Source organism: Nonomuraea sp. NBC_00507 (genome assembly GCF_036013525.1).
Lineage (GTDB): Bacteria > Actinomycetota > Actinomycetes > Streptosporangiales > Streptosporangiaceae > Nonomuraea.
Map to the genome: position 1 here is coordinate 5693578 of NZ_CP107853.1, position 18947 is coordinate 5712524.

Consider the following 18947-nt stretch of genomic DNA (forward strand, 5'->3'; position numbering starts at 1 on the left):
CCCGAAGCAGAATTTTTCCAATCGCTCTCCGATTTACGGGTTATGAGCCGAAAGTATTGCGGTCCTGGTCTTCGGAACTGTCGGGTGCTTCCTGTGCAAGAGTGACCGCTTCGTCCAGATCCAGTTTGGCGCCCGCCTCGAATTCCAGTTTGTAGCCGTCCTCACCCAGGGCCCTCTTGCACTCTTGGACGCACTTCTCGTGCTCCGCCGTGAGGAACGGCGCGCCCAGCATGGGCAGGCCGGAGGTGCGCCAGTTTTGATGCAGCGCCCCGAGCAGCCGCGAGGCACGCTCGATCTGGCCCTGAGACGAGTAGATCTTGGCGACCGTCTCGAGCACCATGAGCGTGCCGACGGTGTCATGGAAGTGACGCTTGATCCGCAAGCCCTCCAGGGCGGTGCGCAACGCCTCCTCCGTCCTGCCCATCGCCAGCATCGGCAACGACAGCGCCCAATGCGCGTATGAGCTCAGCCACAGCTCGCCGCGCTCGCGGCAGACCTGGAGGCAGTCCTGCAGCAGCGACTCGGCCTCAGGGAGCTCCCCTTGGGTGGTGAGGACGATCGACAGCTCCACGATGGCCGGGAGCAGCCCCGGGTTGAGCTCCTTGTTGTCGGTGTTGAACTCGATCGCCACGCCGAGCAGCGCGCTGGCCTTCTGGAGGTCGCCCTGCAACATCGCGGCCGTGCCCTGCATCTTGGAGGCCAGGATCACGGCCTTGGAGTCACCGACCCGGACGGCCTCGTTGCTGCACGTCTCGGCCGCGTCCCGCGCGCCCACGCTGTCGCCCTGGGCGCTCTTCACGTAGGAGAGCACCCACAGCGCCTTGCACCGTTCCCTGCTGAGATCCGGGTTGGCCCCGAGCGCCCGCTCGAGGTAGAGGCGGCCCTCGCGGGCGAAGCCGCAACACACCCACATGAACCACAACGACGACAGCAGGGTCAGCGCCAGGACCTCCATGCCCGGCGTCTTGAGCGCGTGCTCCAGCGCCACGCGCACGTTGTCGTGCTCCTGGCGCATGCGGACGAACCAGTAGATCTGCCGCGGCCCCGACCAGGCGTCCTCGCTACGCTGCGCCAGGCTCAGGTAGTAGTCCAGATGGCGCTGGCGCATCTGCTCCTTCTCGCCGAGCTTGTCCAGCCACTCGTCGCCGTAGTCCGCCAGGGTGTCGATCAACTTGTATCTGACCCCGGCGTGGTTGCTTCTGATCAGCAGGATCGACTTCTCCACCAGGCCGGTGACCAGGTCGGTGATCTGCCCGGACGGCAGGCGCGCGTCCGAGCACACGAAGCGCGCGGCGTCGAGCTCGAAGTCGTTGGCGAACACCGACAACCGGGCCCACAGCAGCCGCTCGGCCGGCTCGCACAACTCGTGGCTCCAGCCGATGGCCGCACGCAGCGTCTGGTGCCGGGGCAGCGCTGTGCGGCTGGCGCCGGCCAGCAGGCTGAACCGGTCCGCCAGCAGCCCCAGGATCTGCTCCACGGACAACGCCCGCAGCCGCACCGCCGCCAGCTCGATCGCCAGCGGGATGCCGTCGAGCCGCCGGCACAACTCGGCTACCGCGTTGATGTTGTCCTCGTCCAGATGGAAGTCGGGCACGCTCGCCCCGGCCCGGGCCGCGAACAGCTGCACGGACTCGTTGACGAAATAGGTCTCGGCCGGGTCCTCTCCCGGCACCTGCAGCGGCGGCACGGGGAGCACGTGCTCGTAGGGCAGATTGAGCGACTGCCGGCTGGTGGCCAGCACCTTGAGGTTGGGCGCGACCTCGAGCAGCTCCTGCACCAGCTCCGCCGCTCCCTGCACCACGCGGTCGCAGGTGTCGACGATGAGCAGCATGTCCCGCTCGCCCACCCACTCCGACAGCGTCTCGGACTCCGCGCGCGTGGACTGGTCGGCGATGCGCAGCGCCGAGGCGATGGTGTGCTTGACCATGCCCGCGTCCTGCAGCCGGGCGAGATCGGCGAACCAGACGCCGTCGGGGTATTGGGCGCGGACCTGGTGGGCCAGCCGAAGCACCGTGCGCGACTTGCCCACACCGCCGATGCCCGTGACGGTCACCAGACGTGATTCGCCGAGGTACCGTCTGAGGTTGGCAAGCAGACGCGTGCGACCGATGAAGCTCGTGAGCTCCGCCGGAAGATTGCCTTCTCGCCGCCAGCCTGTAGGGGTGGCCATGGGCAGCCTCACGGGGGTAGGCGACACCTGCTCCCGCATCGTACCGCCGTAGCCCCGACATGTCCCTGGACCTGCGGACACACCGGGTATTGCTTTGTCCGTCCGGGTAGCATGTCAGCCGTGGAAGATTTCTACCCCGAGCAGACGGCGGACGACAGGGACCTGGGCTGGGGCGACGACCTGCCGGAAGAGGACCCGGACGACTTCTTCGTGGAGAACCGGCCGCCGCACTGGGAGTGACCCCGTTGACCGGACACGTGCTGCGCCCTGCCACGCCTGCCGACTACGACGCCGTGGCGGCCGTGGTCGACGAGTGGTGGGACCGTCCCGTCCTGGCCTCGCTGCCCAGGCTCTTCCTCGACCACTTCCACCGCACGAGCCTGATCGCCGAGGGCCCCGAGGGCATGGCGGGCTTCCTCGTCGGCTTGCTCTCGCCGTCGGCCGAGGATGAGGCGTACATCCATTTCGTCGGCGTCTGTCCCGCCGCACGGGGCGGGGGTGTGGCGCGGGCGATGTACGAGCGTTTCTTCGCTCTGGCCCGCGCCCATGACCGGCACGTGGTCAAGGCCATCACCTCGCCGGTCAACGAGGCGTCCATCGCCTTCCATCGGCGCATGGGCTTCACGGCGAGCGAGCCGGTCCCGGACTACAACGGTCCCGGCACACGCCTGGTCACCTTCGCGCGCGGCATCTGACACGTGCCCCGGTCCAGGAGGTCGTCCTGGAACCGGGGGCCACTCACCGCCGGCGCCTGGAATCGGCGTCCGCTCACCTCTGCGGTTCGTACTCCTCGTCGCTCATCCTGGCCAGCGTGAGCGCCGCGGCGGCGAACCCGAGCGCCGTCAGCCCCCACGCGCCCCCATCCAGGATCTTGGGGGCGCCGGTGAGCACGAACAGCAGGTGGACCGGCTGCGAGGCGACCAGCGCCGCGCCCGCCCAGGTGGGGATCACCCGCGCCCGCCACAGGGCGGCGCCCAGCAGCACGGTGCCGAGGACGTGGCCGAGCACGAAGAGGCCGACGGAGAGCGAGAGGGCGGGCTGGGCGGCCAGCGCCTCCAGCAGCGCCGTGCCCTCCGCAGGACTCAGCCCGGCCGCGACCGCGGCCAGGGCGGCGGCGTCCGAGACGCCCAGGGCGGCCATCCCCAGGTACCCGGGCAGAGCGAGGGTGATCGCCGCGATCGCTAGCACCGGTGCACCGCGCAACGCCAGCCGCGTCAGCACGAACAGGGTCGGCACCAGCGCGAGGACGGCGATCGGAGTGAGCCAGAGCACCGCGCCCTGCGCCCCCTGCCCGGCTGTCACCGCGGTCAGCTGAGCGGCGGCGTCGTCGGTAGTGCCGTAGGGGAGGATGGCGCGGATGACGGCCACGCACAGCGGGCCGATCGGCAGGAGCACGGCGAGAGCGCGGCGGCGGAAGGCACGTGTGTCACGCACGCGCACGGCGGCGGAGCCGATGGTCATGATGTCTCCCATGGAGTAGGGATTGAGCCGTCCGAGGGCTACGGCCGGCCTGGCAGGCTCATGGTCGGCCGCGGACCGGCCGTCGCGGCACGGCGCACGCCCCTGACCGGGCCGGGCGATCTTCCCGGCTGATCTGGGGGTCTGCCCCTATGCGCCGGGCTCCGCGACCGCTCATCATGACCCTTATGAAGGTGCTGGCCTGGGGCCTGTTCGCGGTGGCGGTGACCGAGGCGGTCACCGGTGTCGCGGCCGCCATAGCAGCGGGAATGACCTTCGAGGCGGCCACCGAGAGCTTCATCGTCACGAACTCCGCCATCGGTCTCTCCCTTTCCTGCGCAGGCGTCCTGCTCGCCTGGCAGCGTCCGCGCAACCCCATCGGCTGGCTCCTGCTGGCCGGCGCCGTCGCCCAGGCCGGAACCGCCGCCGGGGTCGGCCTGCTGGTGATCGGTGAGGTCCACGGCTGGCCCGCCGGCGCTCTGCGAACGCTCGCCACGTACGCCGCCTACTCCTGGCCGTGGTCGATCGCGTTGTGCCTGCCGCTCGTCCTTCTGCTCTTCCCCGACGGCCGCCCGCCGGGCCTTCGCTGGACCTGGCTGGTCCCCGTGACGGTGGTGACCGCCCCGCTCTTCGTCCTGGAGATGGGCGCCGCACCGACCGGCCTGTCACCCGGCTCGGACGTCGTCGGCTACCTCACCATCCCCTTCCACGACGACCTGGCCGCGCTCTGGACCGGGACCGAGGTGCGCGGCGCCGCCCTCGTCGTGGCCGCCCTCGCCGGGCTGGGGCTGCGCTACCGCCGGGGCGGCGAGCGGGAGCGGCGCCAGCTGCTGTGGCTTCTGCTCGCCGTCCTGCTGCTCGCCGCGGTCATGGTCGTGTGGGGGGTGTTCCAGACCGGGCCGGCGCTGATGCTGCTGGCCATCCCGCTCGTGCCGATCGCGATCACCGTCGCCATCCTGCGTCACGGCCTGCTCGACATCCGCCTGATCATCTCGCGGACGGTGCTGTACACGCTGCTCACCTCGGGCGTGATCGCCGTCTATGCCCTGCTGGTGGCCGTCCTGGACCGTGCCGGGCCAGGAGACTCGGTGCTCGCCACCGTGCTGATCGCGGTCGGCTTCAACCCGGTGAGGGTACGCCTGCAGCGGATCGTCGACAGGCTCCTGTACGGCGACCGCGACGACCCGGCGCGCGCTCTGTCACGGATCGGCCGCCGACTGGCCGACCCGGCCCCAGGGCTGGCGGGAGCGGTGGCCGCGGTGTGCACGGTCCTGCGCCTGCCCTTCGCTGCGCTGCGCTCGGCCGACGTCGGTGATATCGGGGGAGCGGCGGTGGAACGCACCTCGTATGGCACCGCCCCCGAACGCCTCCACAGCGTCCCCCTCGTCTACGGCGGCGACCGTGTAGGCGAGTTGATCATCGGCCTGCGGCCGGGGGAGAAGGCGATCTCCGTGGCCGACGCCCGGGTCCTGGAGCTGCTGGCCGTGCCACTGGCGGTGGCCGTGCACGCCACCGGCCTGTCCGAGGAACTGCAGCGGATCCGCGAGCACATCGTCGTGGCCCGCGAGGACGAACGCCGCAGGCTCCGCCGCGACCTGCACGACGGGCTCGGCCCCACCCTCACAGGCGTTGTGTACCAGGCCGACGCGGCCGGGAACGTGCTCGCCGACGACCCCGCCCGCGCCAAGGAACTGCTCCTGAGGCTGCGTGCCGAGGTGACGTCGGCCATCGAGGACATCAGGCGGCTGGTGTACGGCCTGCGCCCGCCCGCACTCGACGACCTCGGTCTGGTGGGCGCGCTGCGGCGGCAGGCCGAACGGTTGTCGCTCGACGTCAGCATCCGGGCTTCCCGCGACCTGGCCGCGCTGCCCGCCGCCGTGGAGGTCGCCGCGTACCGCATCGTCACGGAGGCGCTGAACAACGTCGCCCGGCACGCCCGGGCCACGACCGCCCGCGTGGACTTCACACTCGGGGACCGTCTCCGTGTCGAGGTGAGTGACGACGGTGTGGGTGGTGGCGTGTGGCGGCCGGGGGTGGGCCTGCGGTCCATGCGCGAGCGCGCCGAGGAACTCGGCGGCACCTGCCAGGCCGGTCCGCGGGACGGCGGCGGACGGGTGGTGGCACTGCTGCCGCTGGCGCAGGTGGTGGCATCATGAGCGTGCGCGTCTTGATCGCCGACGACCATCCCGTGGTACGCGACGGGCTCGCCGCGCTGCTGTCCACGGTGCCGGGCATGGAGGTGGCGGGGACCGCGTCCAGCGGACGCGAAGCGGTGCGGGCGACGGTCGTGCTGGAACCGGACGTCCTCGTCCTCGACATCCAGATGCCGGAAATGTCAGGCATCGACGCCGCCAGGGAGGTGGCCGCGGCCGCGCCGGGCGTGGCGGTGCTGATGCTGACGATGTATGAGGACGACGAGTCCGTGTTCGCGGCCATGCGCGCGGGGGCCCGCGGATACGTGCTCAAGGGCGCTGAACAGGACGAGATCGTCCGCGCGATCCGTGCCGTCGCCGCCGGCGAAGCGATCTTCGGGCCCGGCGTGGCCCGCCGCGTGCTCGGTCACCTGACGGCTCCCCGGCCCGCGGGCGAGCCTTTCCCTGAGCTCACGCCGCGGGAGCGGGAAGTGCTCGGCCTGATCGCCGCCGGCCACGGCAACGCCTCGATCGGGACCCGGCTGTCGCTGGCGCCCAAGACGGTCGGCAACCACATCTCCAACATCTTCGCCAAGCTCCAGGTCGCCTCCCGCGCCGAGGCCATCATCCGCGCCCGAGACGCGGGCCTGGGCCACACCGACTAGCCGGCGCCGGTAAATGCGTGGCCCCCGCGCGCTCGGCGGGGCTAGGTTCCGTGCCATGGCGGACATCCAGGGCACATGTGAGGACCGGTTCCACGAGGTGCGCGAGATGCTGGCCGCCTCCCTGGACGGCGGCGACGACGTGGGCGCCTCGGCGGCGGTCTACGTGGACGGCGAGCCGGTCGTCGACCTCTGGGGCGGCTACGCCGACGCCGGTCGCACCGTCCCATGGCAGCGTGACACCATCACCAACGTCTGGTCCACCACCAAGACCATGACCGCGTTGTGCGCGCTGATCCTCGCCGACCGCGGCGGGCTCGACCTGACCGCCCCGGTGGCCGCGTACTGGCCCGAATTCGCCGCCGCGGGCAAAGAGCGCGTGCAGGTCCGGCACGTCCTCTCCCACACCGCGGGCCTGCCGGGCTTCGACGCGGGGACGACGGTCGAGGACCTCTACGACTGGGAGAAGACCACGGCACGGCTGGCCGCACAGCCGCCGCTCTGGGAGCCGGGCATCGAGAGCGGCTACCACGCGGTCACGCAGGGATACCTCATCGGAGAGGTGGTCCGCCGCATCACCGGACGCACGCTGGGCACGTTCCTGGCCGAGGAGGTGGCCGGACCGCTGGGCGCCGACTTCCACATCGGCCTGCCCCCGGAGCACGACCACCGCGTCGCCCCGGTCATCCCGCCGTCGGACCCGCCCGGCGCCGCCCGCCCTGACGCACCGCCCGGCCCCGAGATCCGGGCCGCGGACGCGAACACCGCCGCCTGGCGGCGCGCCGAGATCCCGGCGGTCAACGGGCACGGCAACGCCCGCTCGGTCGCCGCCATCCAGTCCGTCCTGGCCTGCGCGGGCACCGTCAACGGCGTGCGCCTGTCGTCCCCGTCCGGCTGTGAGCGCGCCTTGGAGGAGCAGCACTACGGCGTGGACCGGTATCTGGGCGCCCCCATGCGCTACGGCATGGGCTACGGCATCTACGGCGGCCAACGCGCCTGCTTTTGGGGCGGATGGGGCGGCTCTCTGGTCTTCATCGACTTCGACGCCCGGATGACGGTGGCCTACGTGATGAACCAGATGGTCGACCAGGGCGGCCTCGGCGACGAACGCGGCTTGGGCATCGTCCTGGCCGCCTACGGCGGCCTCGCCGCGGCTAACTGACCACGTCCTTGCGGCGGAAGCGGCGGAAGGCCACGGCGATGAGGATGGCCGCGTACGTGATCGACACCGAAGCCCCCTTGGCCATGCCGCTCCAGTCCAGCTCCGGTGCCAGGGCGTCGACCCAGGCGTTGTTCCAGAACGTGGGCAGGAACTCCCGCAGCACCCCGAGCGCCTCGACCGCCTGCAGGATGTTGCAGACGATCCAGAGCCCGACCGCCCCGCCGACCGCGCCCAGCGGGGAGTCGGTGACGGTCGAGATGAAGAACGCCAGCGCGGCCACCACGAGCTGGCTGACCAGCGCGTACCCGATCACGATGCCGAAGCGTGGCAGCACGTCGAACGCCGGGATCGTCTCACCCGTGCCGGGCACCTGGATGTCGTTCCACCCGAACGCCAGCGTGCCCGCCAGCAGCGCCATCAGCGGCAGGCAGATCACCGCCGCCGCCGAGTAGCCCAGCGCCACGATCAGCTTCTGCCGCAGCAGCCGGTCCCGGGGGATCGGGGCGGCCAGCAGATAACGCAGTGACGACCAGTTGGCCTCGCTGGCCACCGTGTCACCGCAGAACAGGGCGACCGCCACCACCAGCAGGAAGCTGGCCGACACCGACAGGGCGAACGCGGAGAAGTTGAGTCCGCTCTCCGTCGCCAGGTCGGAGATGCGCAGCGCCGCCTGCTGCTGCCCGCTGGACTGCGGCCCGAACTGGAACGCGATCACCAGGATCCACGGCAGCGCCAGCAGCAGGCCGAACATCACCATCGTCCGCCGCCGCTTGAACTGCCTGATGATCTCCACCCGCAGCGGCAGCGTGCGGCGGGGCGCGTAGCCCGGCGCGGCGGTCATGACTTGTCTCCAATGAGGTCGAGGAACACGTCTTCCAGCCGCGGCCCGTGCCCGTTGCCGGTGGCGGCCCCGGCGGAGGCCGACGTGAGCAGCTGCGACACCGGCCCGGCCGAGACCAGCCGGCCCCGGTGCATGACGACGACGTGGCTGCAGGTCTGCTCCACCTCGGCGAGCATGTGACTGGAGACGATCACGGTACGGCCGTCGCGCGCGTAGCGCTTGAGCACCTCGCGCATCTCCCTGATCTGGGGCGGGTCGAGACCGTTCGTAGGTTCGTCGAGCACGAGCAGGTCCGGCAGGCCGAGCATGGCCTGCGCGATGGCCAGCCGCTGCCGCATGCCCTGGGAGTAGGTGCGTACGGCACGTTCCAGCGCCTTGCCCAGGCCGGCGATCTCCAGCGCCTCGTCGAAATGGGCGTCGGCGGACGGGCGGCCGGTGGCGGCCCAGTAGAGCTCGATGTTGTCCCGGCCGGACAGGTGCGGCAGGAACCCGGGGCCCTCGACGAACGACCCGAGCCTGGAGAGCACCGGCGCCCCCGGCGTCACCCGGTCGCCGAAGATCCGGATCTCGCCGTCGTCCGGCCGGATGAGGCCCATCATCATCCGCATCGTGGTCGTCTTGCCTGCGCCGTTCGGCCCGAGCAGGCCCAGCACCTGGCCCTTCTCGACCCGGAACGACAGGCCGTCGACGGCCAGCTCCCCGTTCCTGTACGCCTTCGTCAGCCCGCTGATCTCCAGCGGCACCGGCTCGCCGCCCGGTTCGGCCGGGCCGTCGTGGGCGCTCCGGCCGGTGACGGCGGCGGGCACGGCCCTGCGGCGCACCCCGGCGCCCGCCGGCGCGAGGGTCGAGGCGCGGCCGGTCGCCAGCAGCGCGGCGGCGATCACCACGGCGGCCAGCGGCATCGCCCACACCCACCACGCGACCCCGGACGGCGGGGCGGCGAGCGTGCGCACCGTGGGCACGGCGAGGGCGGGGGAGGCCAGCGACACCTGGTAGGTGGCGGGCTCGGCCGGAGTGGCGAACCCCATGTCCGTGGTGGTCACCACCAGGCGGAGCCGGTGGCCGACGGCGAAGCGGTGGTCCACGGCGGGCAGGGTGATCGTGGCCTCCACACTGCCCGCGCCCTCCGGGATCGTCACGCGGATCGGCGCCACCAGCCCGGCGGGCAACGTCGGTGGCTGAGTGGCGGTGTCGGCCACGTCGTACAGCTTCGCGAACAGCGTCGCCTCGCCCTTGCCCGACACCTTGATCTTGGCTGTGGTGGTGCCGGTGAGCTGGAGCGGGGCCGTGAGAGGCCGCGACTCGAAGGCGGCGCTCTGGCCGGGCATGTCGATCGAGACGCCCGCGGTGTTCTGGCCGCCCAGCAGGCCGCCGATGCCCGGCACCGTCGAGATCGAGGCCGGGGCGCCGCCGGGCGGGTTGACGATGCTCTGCTCGGGGCCGCTCAGCTCCACCGTCGTGGTGTCGGTGCCGGCGAGGCCGGGGTAGGAGGCGGCCTCCGGATGCAGCCGGATGCGCTGGCGGGTGCCGGGGTCGCGCCCGCCGTCGCGCGTCACCGTGAACGCGCTGACCGGCGGCGCCGTCTGAGCCGAGACGTCACCCTTCAGATAGCGGGCGAACCAGGCCGAGGACTGCTCGAAGAGCCAGTCGGCCTCGCCGTTGCCGCCGTCGTGCCCGCCGTCGAACCACGCCAGGCTGACCGGGGTGCCCGCGGCGGCGATCGCCTTGGCGTTGGCGTCGGCGTGGCTGAGCGGGAACAACGAGTCGCGCTGGCCCTGCAGGAGCAGCGTCGGCGCCTTGATCTGGCCGGCCACGGTGATCGGGCTCGACTTGCGCAGCAGGGCGACGGCCTCCGGTGTGGCCTTGCCGTCCTTGGCGACCTGCTGGTACATGTCGCAGATCGCCGGCAGGAACCTGCCGCAGCGCGCCTGCTGGGGCGTCAGCGGCCCGGCCTCCTGCCGCTGCCCCTGGCCCTGGAGCGCGAAGCTCTCCAGCGAGACGCCCTGGCCGAAGAAGATGCCTGCCCACATGCGCTTGAACACGCCGCTCTCAGGCTGCCCCAGGCCGTTCGCTGGGGCACCGGCCGGGCTCTGGGCGGAGGCCGCGCCGGAGGTGTCCTGGTCTGTGGCGGCGGGGGGCTGGACGGCTGCGTTGGGGAAGAGGGCGTCGGCCAGGTCGGACCAGGTGATCTGCGGCACGATCGCGTCGACCCGCTGGTCGTGGGCCGCCGTCATCAGGGCGATGGAGCCGCCGTACGAGCCGCCCACGATGCCCACGCGCGGGTCGCCCGAGGCGTCCAGCAGGACCTCCGGACGCTTGGCGAGCCAGTCGATCAGCTGCTTGACGTCCTTGACCTCGTAGTCGGGGGAGTTGAGCGCGATCTCGCCGGTCGAGCGGCCGAATCCGCGTGCCGACCAGGTCAGCACCGCGTAGCCGTCCTGGGCGACCCGCATCGCCTGCTGCCTGACGCTCTGCTTGCTTCCGCCGAAACCGTGGCCGATCAGCACGGCAGGCGCCTTCCCGCCCCCCGGCGGCGGGAAGAACGTCGTATCGAGCTCCACCCGTTGGTCGTCGGCGGGTCCGTCGACGACGGTTATCTTCTGGTCCTGGGCCCGCACCTCAGGAGCCGACGGCCACACCAGCCACGTCGTCACCCCGATGAGGGCGAGTGCCGCTACCAGCGCGGCCACACGCTTCATGACGAGGAGCTTACTTACGGCACCTGAGAGATCCCTGAGACGGGGCTCGCCGCCCTCGGGCCGCGCCGCCTGTGGATGACCCATGGGCGCTTGCCTGAGAGCTACGGAAAGGTCAATATCGTACGCGGAGGACGCGATCTTGGCGTATGCCCGACGAGGTAAGGAGCTCAAGTGACGGTCCAGCCCGCAGTGGAGGCGTTCCTGCCGTCCACCTACGCGAAAGCCGTGCCGTACGACTTGTTAGCCCACCTGAGGCGGGAGACTCCCGTCTGCTGGATCCCCGAGCCCGCCATCGGCCCCTGGCGTGAGGGTCCGGGTTACTGGGCCGTCTTCAGGCACGCCGACGTCAAGCAGGTCCTGCGCAGCACGGAAGACTTCTCCTCCCACCTCGGCGCCACCCAGCTCCGCGACTTCGACACCCCCGCTGACTTGGCCTTCGTTCAGAACATGATGGTCAACATGGACGCGCCCGGCCACGCCAGGCTGCGCAAGATCGTGGCGGCGGCCTTCACGCCGCGCGCCGTGCGAGCGCTGGAGCGGGCGATCGCTGAACGCGCGGCGGCGCTGTTCGCGGAGGGCGAGTGCGACTTCGTGGAGGTGACCGCCGACCTGCCCGTGTGGACGCTGGCCCACGTCATGGGCTTCCCGGAGCAGGACAGGCGACTGCTGTACGACTGGGCGTCGCGGGTCATCGGCTATCAGGACGCCGACCACGCGGACCTCTCGACGGCCGAAGCGGAGTCCCTCACCCCGATGGGCCGCCGCGCCGTCGCGCTGCGTCCCCGGCTCGAGCCTGGGACGAATCCGCGTTCCAAGGCGGCGCTGGCCGACGTGTTCGCCTATGCGCACGACCTGGCCGAGGCCCCCGTCGACGACGAATCCCTCATGGCCGCCATGATGAAGGGCGGCCTGACCGTAGAGGAATTCGAGAACATGTTCTCCCTCTTCGCCGTCGCGGGCAACGAGACCGTCCGCAACGGCATCCCCGGCGGCCTCCTCACGCTCCTCCAGCACCCGGCCGAGCTGGCCCGCCTGCGCGACGACCCCTCCCTGCTCGACTCCGCCATCGAGGAGATGCTCCGCTTCTGGCCGCCGGTCATGCACTTCCGCCGTACGGCCACGCGCGACCTCACCCTCGGCGGCCGCGACATCCGCGCGGGTGACAAGGTGGTCGTCTACCACATCTCCGCGAACCGCGACCCGTCCGTCTTCCCCGACCCCGACCGCTTCGACATCGCCCGCACCCCGAACGACCACGTCAGCTTCGGCTTCGGCCCGCACTTCTGCATCGGCGCCCACCTGGCCCGCGCCCAGATGCGCTCGATCTTCAGGGAACTGCTCGCTTGGGATGTCGAGCTCGCGGGCAGCCCGCAAAGGCTCACGTCGAACTTCCAGAACGGCCTCAAGCACCTCCCCGTACGCCTCACCAGGCGCCCCTCACTGAGCCGCCTATAGAACCTGCCGGCCGAAAAGCGAATGCGGCGCGATCAAGCCCGCCCCTAGGCTCGTGCGCCATGGACTACTTGACGACGAACCGGGCCAACTGGAACGCACGCGTCCCGATCCACGTCGCCAGTGACTTCTACGACGTCGAGGGCTTCAAGGCGAGCGGCCGGAGCGTCCTGAGGCCGTTCGAGGTGGCGGAGGTGGGCGAGGTATCCGGCCGCCGCCTGGTGCATTTGCAGTGCCACCTCGGACTGGACACGCTCTCCTGGGCCAGGCTCGGCGCCGAGGTGACCGGGCTCGACTTCTCGTCCGACGCCATCGACCAGGCCAGGCGGATCGCGGCTGGATGCGGCATCCGGGCGAGGTTCGTCACCGCCGACGTGTACGACGCGGCCGAGGCGCTCGGCGAGACCTACGACATCGTCTACACCGGCATCGGCGCCCTGGTGTGGCTGCCCGACCTCACCCGGTGGGCCGAAACGGTCGCCGCCCTGCTCAACCCGGACGGATTCCTCTATCTCGCCGAATTCCATCCATTCGCCGACATTCTTGACGACGAGACCGGCACCAAAGTCACCCACGACTACTTCGCCAGCGGCCCGCACGTCTGGGACGAGCCATACACCTACACCGGTGGCGAACTGAGCGAGCACCGGACCTCCGTGCAGTTCCAGCACGGCCTCGGCGAGGTCGTCAGCGCGGTGGCGGCGGCCGGCCTGCGCGTGGAGTTCGTGCACGAGCACGACCACACGCTCTTCCGCCGCTACGCCACGCTGTCGAACGACGGCACCGGCTACCGCCTGCCGGAAGGCGCTCCCAAGATCCCGCTGATGTACTCGTTGCGCGCCGCCGCCCCTGTCTGACGCGGGCCTCGCGATCCTGCCCCGCCGATGACCGTAAGATTCCTTCCCGTGAAGTCTCCAGCATCGTTCAAGAAGGCCGCAGAGTGGGCCTTGCCCTATTGGACCCGAGGCCAGGCGGGGCGCGAGACGCCGCAGGATCTGTTCAGGGTGCTCTACTTCGGCTGGCTGGCGGCGTTCACGCTCAAGGTGCTCGGCTCGGCCTGGGACGTCTCGTGGCACTTCAAGTGGCTGCGTGACGACCTCGCCCCGCCGCACCTGCTCAACTCCGCCGGCACGGCCCTCGCCCTCGCGCTGACGATCATCCACGGCTACACCGGCTACGGCGTGGACAAGGTGGCGCTCAGGACGATCCAGTGGGGCACCGGGATCTTCCTCGTCGCGGTCCCCCTCGACCTGATCAATCACCGTGTCAACGGGCTCGACATCACCTCGTGGAGCCCGTCGCACATCATGTTGTACCTTGGAACGTTCTTCATGATCGCCGGCGTGATCCGCGGCTGGTTCATGGGGGCTCCTCCGGGCAGGGAACGCACGGTCGTGCTGGGGGCGTTCTTCGCGTTCTTCCTGGAAAACGTGCACTTCCCCGAGCAGCATCAGGAATACGGCATCCTGTCGATCGGCGCCTGGGACAACAAGGCCGTCTACGCCGAGCCGATCCTGCTCCAGTTCGCCGCCGACCAGATGGGGCGGCCGGTGGACCGGACGATGATGACCGGGTTCGCGCTGCCCGTGCCGGACTTCCTCTACCCGGTCTTCGCGGTGGTGGCCGGGCTGTCGGTGCTGGTGGTGGCGCGGTTACTCATCGGCAGATTCGGCGCGGCCACCCTCGTCGCCGCCGGCTACGTGGGCTTCAGGACGCTGATCTGGCCGCTCCTGACCTTCACCGGGTTCCCGCCGTCGGCGGTGCCGTTCTTCCTGGTCGTGGCCGGTCTCCTGGTGGACCTCGCCTTCCTGGTACGGGTGCCGGTGGCGCGCGCCGTGCTGGGGGCCGCCGGCGCGACCGCGGCCGCGTACGGCGCACTGGCGGCGCAGAGCGCGATCATGGGCCCGGTGTACGGCGCCATCAAGGGCCAGGACGGGCTGCTGGGCGCACCTCCCCTGGCCATGTCGTCCGCCGTCTGGGCCGGGCTCGGCCTGCTCGCCGCCTGGCTGGCGGTCGAGTGGATCGCCGGGAGACGTGGCCGTCAGGCGATGGAGGCCCGCGTGATCGCCACCGCCACCCCGTAAGCCAGACCCATCACCGACACCTCGGCCGCCGCCCACCCCACCAGGGCGGTGGCCCTGCCGTGGCGTACGGCAGGCAGCAGCCGGAAGCGGATGTGCGCGGCCAGTGGCACCAGCGACGCCATCAGCAGCGTCTTGACCACGACCAGCACCCCGTACGGGCTGGTCACGATCGCGCCGGGCAACGTCACGCCCGGCGTCAGCGCCATCGTGCCCAGCCCGGTGATCAGACCCGACAGGCCGACCAGGAGCAGGCACACCGTCGCCATCCTGGAGAACTTCGGCAGCACCGCGGCGAGGAGCTCCTTGTGCGGCGCCACGAACACGGCCGTCGCCACCAGCCCGCCCGTCCACGCCGCCGCACCCATCACGTGGATCTCCATCGAGACCATGAGGGGGTCGTGCCAGACCGAGTTCACGGCGTGTCCGGTGACCGGGATGGGCAGCAGCCCGAACAACGCCACGATCACCCGCAGCTCGGCCGGCACCTTCTCGCCGAACCGCACCGCCATGAGCCCGATGCCCGCCGCCGCCAGGGCGCAGGCCGCGCTGAACAGCAGCCCCTGACCTGTGCCGACATCGCCGACATATGCGGCGATCATCCCGAACGTCGGCACGCCGCCCGGATTGAGCTCGGCCGTCTGGAACACGATCGTGAGCAGTGCGCAGATCGCCCACGCCCAGGCGGCCATCACCGCCAGCGGCCGCACCCTGAGCAGCACCGGCTCCGTGCGCTCCGGGTCATCGAAGCCGAGCAGCTTGGGCAGCAGGCTCAACCCGACCACCGCCACGGCGGCCACATCGAGCAGGACCCGGACGATCGGCAGCCCGAAGGACACGATGGGACCTGGCAGCGGAATGCCGGGCACCGCCTCCTGACCCGTGAACGAGCTCGCCGCCACGGCCGCGACCACCGCGCACACCCCGAACCCGCCGGCAACCAGCCGACCGCCGACGCCTCGCCGGGCGAGCGGGGGAGCGCTGACCGTCACGACCGCGCCCCTTCGTCCCCGGGCACGTGCACGACCTCGCTGCCAGACGCCTCGGCCGCCGGACGCTGCCCGGCCGTCGTCGCTCCGCGAGCGCTCACCGGGCCGGTGAGGGCTGAGGGGGCGCGGCGGAGGGCCACGGCCGTGCCTGCGGCCAGCACCAGCAGCGCGCCCACGATCCACACCACGGCCATCCCGGCCCCGCCGTTCGCCGCCGCCTCGGCGGCGTCCGCGCTGGAGCCTGGGGCGCTCTCCTGGGCGGCGGCTCCGGGCGCGGTTGTGGCGCTGGAGGCTCGGGCCTGCTGACCGGCGGCGTCCGGGCTGGTGCTCTGGGCCGGCTGGCCGGCGGACTCCGCGGCCAGGTTGAAGGTGATCTTCCCGGTCACCGGATGCCCGTCGGCCGACAGGATCCGGTAGCCCACCACGTACGGCCCTCCGCTCGGCAACGGCTTGACCTTCACCGACACCCGCTCGGCGGCGACCACGGCCGCCCCGTCGGCCCACGCGGACCCGTCCGCCCCCGTCACACCGACCTGCGCGTACCCCTGCCGCACCGCCTGGTCGAACACCAGCGTCACCCGCTCGGGCGAGGCCGTCAGCGTGGCCCCGTCCTTGGGATCGCTGCCGATCAGCACGTTGTGCGCCTGCGCCGCCGGCGGGAGGACCCCCACCGCGGCGAAGGCGAGCAGCAGGACCGTAAGTAGCCGCCTCAAGAGCTTGAAGCCTTCCGTCGAACTTCCGAACCGAACGCGTCAAGGACATCGGACATGTCCCGAACCCGTATATGGTGCCATCCATGCCGGACCTGTTCGGCGGCGCGGCGCCGTACTACGCCAGATACCGGGCCGACTACGGCGAGGAGGCCATCAAGCACCTCGCCACCACGTTCGGCCGGGACAGCAGCGTGCTGGACCTCGGCTGCGGTCCAGGAACGGTGGCGATCCCGCTGGCCCGCCACGTCCGCGAGGTCACCGCCGTCGACCCGGACGAGGAGATGCTGGCGGAGGGCAGGCGCCTGGCCGCGAATATCCCCAACATCCGCTGGCTGCGCGGCGACTCGGCGATGCTGCGCGCGTTTCCGCCGTTCGACCACGTCGTCATGGGCAGGTCGTTCCACTGGATGGATCGCCGCACGGTGCTGGCCGAGCTGGACGAGCTGCTCCCGCCGGACGGCGTCGTGGCGCTCGTCGGCCCGACCCGCGACCCCGGCGAGGAGCCGTGGGAGCCTGTGGTGCGGCGGGTCCGCGAGGAGTTCGGCCTGGGCGCGATGACGGCCACGAACTCCTGGGAGGCGACCGGCGAGCACCCCCATGACGTGCTGGCGACCTCGTCCTTCTCAGACCTGAGCTCGATCATGTACGAGCGCCGCCTCATCTACGACCTGGACGCCGTGATCGGCCTGCAGCTGTCCTACTCCTACAGCGCCCCCGCCCGCCTCGGCGACCGGCTGGAGGCGTTCACCGACGCGGCGAGGGAGGCTCTGCTGGCGAGCAACCCCTCAGGCAGGTGGGAGTACGTGACGGAGACAGAGGTTCTCACCGCCAGGCGTGCCCCCGCCTGAGGCCGGTCAGCGCGGGTCCGCCCAGATGCCCATGGCCCGCCAGATCCGCCGGGTGACGGCATTGACCAGCCCGAGCTCGGCGCACAGCTCCCGCGTCTTGCTGACCGAGTCGCGGATCTCGTCCTTGGCGGCCGCGTTGCGCACGTAGACCTCGGACACCACGTTCGAGGGGATCCTGAAGTGCCTGATCATCGCCATCGGAGGCGACAGCATGATGCGGGCCATCACCCCGAGGACGATCGGCGCGGCGATGCCGAGCATGAGACGCCGATAGGCGGGCATCCGGGGCACCCGGTTACGCAGGTAGTGCCGGGCGAACGAGATGTGCCTGGCCTCCTCCGCGATGTGGATGCGCATGATCGTCTCTTCGAGCGGGTGGTGCGCCCGCCCGTCCTTCAGGACCTTGCGCTGCACGTGGTCGATCGGGTCCTCGCCGCCGAGCACGAACACGAAGAACAGCTCGGTCGAGATCAGCGGGATCCATGGCGCGACCTGGGCGACCGCCGACAGCGGCCCGGGCATGCCGCGGATCGGCAGACCGGTACGGTTCACGAACTCCTGGAACATCATCCCGTGATGTCCCTCTTCGATGGTCTCGTGGTAGACGTACCGGAACTCCGGCGACCCGTTCGGCAGCCGGTAGGCGTAGTTGAGCAGGCCGCGCTTGAGCAGGTTTTCGAACTGCAGCCCGACCTTCATGGCGGTGGCCACCCGCCACAGTCCGATCGTGGCACGCACCTCGGGGGGACGGCTGCGATACCAGGGATGGCCGCCCAGCTTGTCCACCTCGGGCAGCTCCCACCGCGGGTCGGCGGGGTCCACCAGGAACTCCGGGTCGTCCCACGGGATGTCCCGGTACGGCTCCCAGTGTTTGTCGACCGACGCCTTCGAGAGGCGTTCGATGACCGCTTCGTAGGCGCTGCGGCTCGCGACCCGCTCGTCGCGCTCCCGCGCGGTGGTAGAGCTCGGTGCAGGTGTCATCACGCGCACTCCTCTCCTCGCCAAGTAATTGTACGAAGCGTCCAATAACTCGGGAAGAGTGGTGTCACAGCTTTTCCGGCGACACCCCCAGCTCGTTCGCCGCGGCCTCGCGGATGAGCACGTTGACCCGGCGCCGCGACAGCGCCTTGGGGTGCACGTGGGTCTGAATCGCGAACCCGTCGATGAGCGCGCAGATCCGCCACGCCGTCCCGTCGGGGTCCGCGCAGTCGAACTCGCCGCGCTCGACCCCGGCCTCGATGATCGCGCGCAGCAGCAGGCGGCCCCGCGTGTCGATGCGCCGCGAGATCTCCTCCAGTTCCGGGCTGCGCATCGCCTCCGCCCACGCGTCGATCCACAGTCGCCAGCCCTCCGTGGGGATGGCGGGGGAGCAGAGCCTGAGCAGGGAGACCAGCCGTTCGAGCGGGGTGCCCGTGGAGTGTTCGACATCGTCGAGCGCGTTCATGTGAAGGCGGGCCGCGTACGTGAAGGCCTGCGCGAACAGCCGTTCCTTGTTCTCGAAATGGTAGAAAAGCAAGGCCTGGCTGACGCCGGCGGCCCTGGCGATGTCGATGGTCCTGGTATGGCCGAACCCTTGCTCCGCGATCACCTCGCAGGCCGTCTTGAGAAGATCCTCACGCCTTAATCGGCTGAAACCTGATGTCACTGCGAGTAACTCTTGCGTCTGATCATTGCTATTTGTGGGACAAACCGGGCGTCGAGCGCCTCTGTTGCGGCTGGTCCGCTCCTCCTTCTGGCTTT

At 70.8% G+C, this 18947-nt stretch carries 16 protein-coding genes; 8 read left to right on the top strand and 8 right to left on the bottom strand.

The features are described from left to right. Positions 1-40: 40 nt before the first annotated feature. Positions 41-2053: an ATP-binding protein gene (locus OHA25_RS27695; RefSeq protein WP_327590378.1), complete on the bottom strand. Its 2013-nt coding sequence runs from the start codon at positions 2051-2053 to the stop codon at positions 41-43. Between the two features lie 362 nt (positions 2054-2415). Here OHA25_RS27695 and OHA25_RS27700 point away from each other — a divergent pair, with 362 nt between their 5' ends. After that, positions 2416-2865: a GNAT family N-acetyltransferase gene (locus OHA25_RS27700; protein ID WP_327590379.1), complete on the top strand. Its 450-nt coding sequence runs from the start codon at positions 2416-2418 to the stop codon at positions 2863-2865. Between the two features lie 73 nt (positions 2866-2938). On the opposite strand, the gene OHA25_RS27705 is transcribed toward OHA25_RS27700, so the two are convergent. Further along, entirely contained in the window at positions 2939-3631 is a 693-nt protein-coding gene (locus OHA25_RS27705; protein WP_327590380.1) for a hypothetical protein, read from the bottom strand. Between the two features lie 185 nt (positions 3632-3816). Here OHA25_RS27705 and OHA25_RS27710 point away from each other — a divergent pair, with 185 nt between their 5' ends. From OHA25_RS27710 to OHA25_RS27720, 3 genes are read left to right on the top strand one after another with little or no spacing between them, the layout of a single operon-like run. Further along, positions 3817-5784 (top strand): sensor histidine kinase, encoded by a 1968-nt coding sequence (locus OHA25_RS27710; protein ID WP_327590381.1) that lies wholly within the window; start codon positions 3817-3819, stop codon positions 5782-5784. Next, positions 5781-6425 (top strand): response regulator transcription factor, encoded by a 645-nt coding sequence (locus OHA25_RS27715; RefSeq protein ID WP_327590382.1) that lies wholly within the window; start codon positions 5781-5783, stop codon positions 6423-6425. The genes OHA25_RS27710 and OHA25_RS27715 overlap by 4 nt, the downstream gene beginning before the upstream one ends. Positions 6426-6480: 55 nt before the next feature. Further along, positions 6481-7584, top strand: a complete 1104-nt coding sequence (locus OHA25_RS27720; RefSeq protein WP_327590383.1) for a serine hydrolase domain-containing protein — start codon at positions 6481-6483, stop codon at positions 7582-7584. Here OHA25_RS27720 and OHA25_RS27725 read toward each other — a convergent pair. Next, positions 7577-8425: an ABC transporter permease gene (locus tag OHA25_RS27725; RefSeq protein ID WP_327590384.1), complete on the bottom strand. Its 849-nt coding sequence runs from the start codon at positions 8423-8425 to the stop codon at positions 7577-7579. The genes OHA25_RS27720 and OHA25_RS27725 overlap by 8 nt on opposite strands. Next, complete coding sequence (locus OHA25_RS27730) at positions 8422-11124, bottom strand: alpha/beta fold hydrolase (RefSeq protein WP_327590385.1); 2703 nt, start codon at positions 11122-11124, stop codon at positions 8422-8424. Before OHA25_RS27730 ends, OHA25_RS27725 begins: the two co-directional genes overlap by 4 nt. 171 nt (positions 11125-11295) lie before the next feature. Here OHA25_RS27730 and OHA25_RS27735 point away from each other — a divergent pair, with 171 nt between their 5' ends. From OHA25_RS27735 to OHA25_RS27745, 3 genes are read left to right on the top strand one after another with little or no spacing between them, the layout of a single operon-like run. Next, on the top strand, positions 11296-12579 hold the full coding sequence (locus OHA25_RS27735) for a cytochrome P450 (RefSeq protein ID WP_327590386.1): 1284 nt from the start codon (positions 11296-11298) through the stop codon (positions 12577-12579). A gap of 59 nt (positions 12580-12638) precedes the next feature. Further along, positions 12639-13433 carry a class I SAM-dependent methyltransferase gene (locus OHA25_RS27740; protein ID WP_327590387.1) on the top strand — a complete coding sequence of 265 codons (795 nt, stop codon included), beginning with the start codon at positions 12639-12641 and terminating at the stop codon, positions 13431-13433. A 48-nt stretch (positions 13434-13481) separates the two neighbouring features. Beyond that, the gene (locus tag OHA25_RS27745; RefSeq protein WP_327590388.1) at positions 13482-14660 is read left to right on the top strand and encodes a hypothetical protein; all 1179 of its coding nucleotides are present in this window, start codon (positions 13482-13484) and stop codon (positions 14658-14660) included. Here the strand turns inward: OHA25_RS27745 and OHA25_RS27750 are convergent. Both OHA25_RS27750 and OHA25_RS27755 read right to left on the bottom strand, forming a co-directional pair. Beyond that, entirely contained in the window at positions 14618-15649 is a 1032-nt protein-coding gene (locus tag OHA25_RS27750; protein ID WP_327590389.1) for a copper resistance D family protein, read from the bottom strand. The two genes, OHA25_RS27745 and OHA25_RS27750, sit on opposite strands and share 43 nt — an antisense overlap. Further along, a complete protein-coding gene (locus OHA25_RS27755; RefSeq protein ID WP_327590390.1) occupies positions 15646-16359 on the bottom strand; it encodes a copper resistance CopC family protein in 714 nt (237 codons plus the stop codon). The genes OHA25_RS27750 and OHA25_RS27755 overlap by 4 nt, the downstream gene beginning before the upstream one ends. Before the next feature lie 83 nt (positions 16360-16442). On the opposite strand from OHA25_RS27755, the gene OHA25_RS27760 reads away from it, so the two are divergent. Then, positions 16443-17207: a class I SAM-dependent methyltransferase gene (locus tag OHA25_RS27760; protein WP_327590391.1), complete on the top strand. Its 765-nt coding sequence runs from the start codon at positions 16443-16445 to the stop codon at positions 17205-17207. 6 nt (positions 17208-17213) lie between these two features. Here the strand turns inward: OHA25_RS27760 and OHA25_RS27765 are convergent, their stop codons facing one another. Both OHA25_RS27765 and OHA25_RS27770 read right to left on the bottom strand, forming a co-directional pair. Then, a complete protein-coding gene (locus tag OHA25_RS27765) occupies positions 17214-18188 on the bottom strand; it encodes an AurF N-oxygenase family protein (protein ID WP_327590392.1) in 975 nt (324 codons plus the stop codon). A 64-nt stretch (positions 18189-18252) separates the two neighbouring features. Next, the gene (locus tag OHA25_RS27770; RefSeq protein ID WP_327590393.1) at positions 18253-18852 is read right to left on the bottom strand and encodes a TetR/AcrR family transcriptional regulator; all 600 of its coding nucleotides are present in this window, start codon (positions 18850-18852) and stop codon (positions 18253-18255) included. Between the last annotated feature and the right edge of the window lie 95 nt (positions 18853-18947).